The organism is Streptomyces sp. NPDC002845, from assembly GCF_053591955.1.
On record NZ_JBSFUU010000185.1, the window covers coordinates 1 to 4396 of the forward strand.

Genomic DNA, 4396 nt, shown 5'->3' on the forward strand with positions numbered 1-4396 from the left:
GGGTGCGTCGGCGGTGAAGTCGCGGCCGACGAGGTCCGGCACCGGGCCCGGCGCCGCCTGGGTCAGGGACCACCGCTTCGGCCTCGGCCGGCAGGGCACCAGGCCCAGCTCGCGCATCTCGGGGAAACCTCAGACCAGCTCCGGGCCGGCGGTGTGGCCCCGGCGCAGCAGCTGGGCACGCACGCGCCGGTATCCGTAGGTGCCGTCGGACAGGTCGAACGCTTTCTTGACAAGCAGCCCCAGTTCCTCGCGCCGCCGGGCTGTCGCGGAATCGGGCCGGTTTCTCCAGTCGTAGTAGCCGGATGTGGACACGCCGATTTGGCTGCACATGAACTCGACGGAGTAGGCGTACTCCGCGTTGTCGAGCCGCATCGATGCGATGAACTCGTACGTGCTCGCTACCGGGGATCCTTCGTGAAGTACGCTGGCTTTTTCAGGAACGCGACTTCCATCTCCAGCTCGCGGTTGCGGCGCTCAAGCTCTTTCAGCCGGGCCCGCTCTTCCACTGGAAGCGGTCCGTCCTGCCGTCCGTGCTCCCGCTCATGCTGACGCACCGACGTACGGAGCGTCTCGGGATTCATGTCGAGTCCCCGCGCGACATGAGCGATCGGCTTGCTGGACTTCAATGCCGGCTGGACCGCTGCCTCACGGAACTCCGGCGAGTACTTGCTCGGCGGTGCCACAGTTTCTTCCCTCGATTCCTTACAGGACAACCCTATTGGGTCCCTGTCCGGGATCTTCGGGGCCCCTCAAGCGGGGAGGCAAACCGGGGGGTTGACCGGTATTGGACGGTGAGCCCCCGGTTCATCCCCTGTAGCCGCCGCCCTCGACGACGTCGTTCGCGAAGAGTTGGGCCTTCGCCAGCGCCTCGTCGACCGACTGCCGGCCGGCGATTGCCGCGGAAATCTCCTTGGCCACCCGGCCGCCGAGGCCGCGTACTCCGGGATGCCGACGTACGACGTTCCCGTCCACGGCTGCTTGTGCAGGCCGGGCCGTGTGAGGTTCACAGCGTTGAGTGCGTTCAGCGTCGGTTGGAGAAACGCCTTGGCGGCCTTCCTGTACGGAGGAAGCCGAAACGTGGACAGCCGGCTGCCGGGTGGAACTCCGACCCAGCCGAGCCTCTCGCCGTAGAGCTTCAGGTACCGCTTCGACGTGGCCCAGGAGGCGAATTCCCAAGCGGCCTTCGGGTGCTTGGACGTGATCGGGATCGCCAGCGCCCAGGTCCACAGCCATCCCGAGCTGTCCGTGCGCATCACCGGCGCCGGAGCGTAGCCGAGCTTGCCGGCGACCTTGCTGGTCTTGGGATCCTCGAGACGGCCGGCAAAGGAGGTGGTGTCGTACAGCATGGCCGCCTTGCCCTGCTGCATCGTCGCCTGGCACTGGGCGGGCCCGGCTTCGGAGGCCTGGGACTCACCGGAGCTGCGGACCAGATCCACGTAGAACTGCACCGCCCGCTTGGTTTCGGGGGAGGTGAGTTGAGGGTTCCACCTCTCGTCGAACCAACGGCCTCCGAAGGTCAGGATCACTGTGTTGAGAGGCAGCAGGTCCAGCCAGACGGGCCCTCCACGCAGGCAGATTCCGGCGGTGCCGTGTTGGGGATCGTTGAGCTCGGCCGCCAGTTCGGCGACCTGCTGCCAGGTCGGGCGTCGGGGCATGGTCAACCCGGCCTTGGCCAAGAGGTCCTTGCGGTACATCAGGAAGGACGACTCCCCGTAGTACGGCACCGCGTACAAGCCGTTGCGGTACGACAGCGCCGTGCGCACCACAGGAATGAAATCCTGCACGTCGTAGTCACCCTGGCTTGCCAGGACATCGAGTTGAGTGAGCCATCCTCGCGAGGCCCAGATCGGCGCCTCCCAGGGGCCGATGGAGACGACATCGTAGCGGCCGTCCTCGTTGGCGATGTCCTTGGGCAGCCGGTTCCGCAGCACGCTCTCGGGGAGGAAATCGAACTTCACACGGATGTGGGGATGGGTGCGCTGGAAGTCGTCGACGAGCTTCTCCATATCCCGCGTGAAGTCGACGGACGCTACCGTAATCGTCGTGACCTGCTTGTTCCCGGCGCAGGCGGCAGTGCCAAGCGCGAGTGAGGCGAGCAAGGCTCCTACCACAGGGATACGTGTGAGCTGCCCGGATCGCCTGTATGGCATCGGTTCCTCCCCGTCGGTATCAGGGGCACCAGAGAATGGGCCCGTGCTGTTCACTGCGGGAGCTGCTCCGAGCTCGCGAACGAAACGTAGTCAGGCACGTTCAGAAGGCAGCCTGGCACCCGCTCCGCGCTCGACACTCCGAAGTATGTGGTGATCTGCTCTTCTCCCTCGGGAGGAACTCCCATTCCTTGTGTCAGCGCGACCTTCCAGTGCGTCAGTCCGATCGCGTTGCTGTCCTGGAGAGGGTGATCCAGTGCGATGATCAGAGTGTGAAGAGGCCAATGAAGAGCGACAGGAGGCCGGTCAGTGCCACGTGGTCGATCAGCCTGACGTCGACAAGTGCCCAGGTTGCCCCAATGGTCACGAACGCACCGCCGAAGAGGACGAGATACAGCACAGGCAGCAGTCCGATGCTCACCTCCCCCTGCCGTTCACGGCGAAGGTTGTTGTATTCGTTGAAGGCTTCGAGGGTGACAGACTGGGCGTTCGACTCCTCCTTGTTCTGCGGCTCGTAGAACATCAGAGATTCGAACACGGCGTCCAGTCGCCCTTGGTCCTCAGCGATTTCGCCCCGCTGCTGCTTCGGCCAGACCTCATTGATCACATTCTCGGCTAGTTCCGTATCTGCGATTGAATCCGACATCGACGACTGTTGGGAAACGCCTGACCGGCGCGATAGACAGTGGTGAGTTGTGAGGCTTCCTCGTTGACGAGCCTCTTCACTGCCACATGATGCTCGTACGCCCCCACGGCAACGAGCCCGACCAGCAAGGCGTAAAAGGCCCCCACGACTTCGACCAGGAACTTGACGCGTTCGTTGTGCTCGGGATCTTCGCCGAACCATCGGCGGACCCGGGAGCGTGCGAGCAGGCCACTCAGGCCGAAAATGAGGAAGCCCCCGACCAGGAGCACAGCCTGGAACCAGAATGTCAAATGCGAGAACCAACCAGGCATACGCTGAACTCGCCCCCTGTTTATCATGACGGTCCTTTTTGCGGACAGCCTTTGTGAGTTGCTCTGGACTTGCGCGGAGCAGCGTGGCAGCTGGGGTCACACCGGCGACGTAAACCGGGTTGTAATTGCAGATGCTGTCACCGACTGCGACCGGACCAGCGGGAAGGTCTCTCAGCTTCTCGAAGCGGCGGCGGGTGCTGTGCGGCACCTTGTGCAGTGCAACGTCGTCCAGTGGTTGGGCAGTCCGCGTAACCGATCATCGCGGAGTCGGCGGAACCCAGGTCTTGTCACCAGTCGCTGCTGCGGCCGCCGCGACCCAGCCAGTCCACTGCCTAGTCGCAGCCAAGCACCTCCACATCGCCTTGTCCCCGAGGGGTGACCCGGACCCCGTGACGGACCCCGTGACGGTTCGGCCCTCCGCGCAACCCGGTGACCTCCGGCCCTGCCAGCAACTTCACGTTCAGTAAGTCCAGAACGCGACGGCGCAGACGCGCTGCCCAGGAGCGGACGGCATGCCGACATGATGTGAAGGCCGGTGGGCGCGTGCTTGACGAGATGGCCGGGCAAGACATAACGGACCCACTCCAGTAGATCCGTGCTGCAGGAACCCTCCTGCAGACCTTCCTCCTCCAGCCCGGAGGAGAGAGCTTCCATGTTCTCTGAGCCACGGGCGAGGAAAGCATGCGCGTGACGGCCTTGCGGCACACCGCGCCGGGCACCATCGACGCTGAAGTCGTCGCGCTCGACGAGCGTTACCCATTCGAAGTGGTCGGCCAGGACTCGGGCCGTCGTCGGACCGGCGAAGCCGGCACCCAGAAGCGGCGGTGTGCCGCATTCGACTACGTTTCGTGACACTGCTCATCCACCGGCTCCTACGTGTCACACATCCGGCGGGCTGGGGACTGGTGATGTGCCCCACCGGCCAGGACGCGAAAAAGGCACCGCAGCCGCGCTGCCGCCATCGCATCCCCAGCACGATGATCCTTACGCCATCGCCGTCATCACAAGAGCGCGCGAAGTCAACAAGAAGCAGTCACCACCACACGGCACACACAGATCTCGCATGCGTACGCCACCCAGCGCAACCTGGTACGAAGAACGCCTGACGGCAACATCAGGAGGCCCTGGTGCCGCAGTGTTCCGTGTCGATGGGCGGACAGCCCAGTTCAGTCACGCTGGAGTGTGACTGTCTGGCTCAGTGACGTTTTCTCAGCGGTGATCATTTCCAGATTCCGTTGAGGGCGAGGGCGGCGCGGGCGATGTCGCCGATTCGGCTCGGGCTGAGGGTGATG

Annotated in this window: 6 protein-coding genes; 1 reads left to right on the forward strand and 5 read right to left on the reverse strand. The window is 64.3% G+C overall.

Annotation, left to right across the window (positions count from 1 at the left end; all coding sequences use genetic code 11):
• Window positions 1–129: 129 nt before the first annotated feature.
• The 5 genes from ACWD3C_RS47960 to ACWD3C_RS47980 form a co-directional block, all read right to left on the reverse strand.
• On the reverse strand, window positions 130–372 hold the full coding sequence (locus ACWD3C_RS47960; RefSeq protein ID WP_451155053.1) for an IS3 family transposase: 243 nt from the start codon (window positions 370–372) through the stop codon (window positions 130–132).
• Between the two features lie 26 nt (window positions 373–398).
• On the reverse strand, window positions 399–683 hold the full coding sequence (locus ACWD3C_RS47965; RefSeq protein WP_451155055.1) for a transposase: 285 nt from the start codon (window positions 681–683) through the stop codon (window positions 399–401).
• Between the two features lie 66 nt (window positions 684–749).
• A complete protein-coding gene (locus ACWD3C_RS47970; RefSeq protein WP_451155057.1) occupies window positions 750–2006 on the reverse strand; it encodes an ABC transporter substrate-binding protein in 1257 nt (418 codons plus the stop codon).
• Window positions 2007–2412: 406 nt separating this feature from the next.
• Entirely contained in the window at window positions 2413–2754 is a 342-nt protein-coding gene (locus ACWD3C_RS47975) for a bestrophin-like domain (RefSeq protein ID WP_451155059.1), read from the reverse strand.
• 8 nt (window positions 2755–2762) lie between these two features.
• The gene (locus tag ACWD3C_RS47980) at window positions 2763–3083 is read right to left on the reverse strand and encodes a bestrophin-like domain (protein ID WP_451155061.1); all 321 of its coding nucleotides are present in this window, start codon (window positions 3081–3083) and stop codon (window positions 2763–2765) included.
• 702 nt (window positions 3084–3785) lie between these two features.
• Here ACWD3C_RS47980 and ACWD3C_RS47985 point away from each other — a divergent pair.
• Window positions 3786–3956, forward strand: coding sequence for a hypothetical protein (locus ACWD3C_RS47985; protein WP_451155063.1), 171 nt, complete (start codon window positions 3786–3788; stop codon window positions 3954–3956).
• Window positions 3957–4396 lie beyond the last annotated feature (440 nt).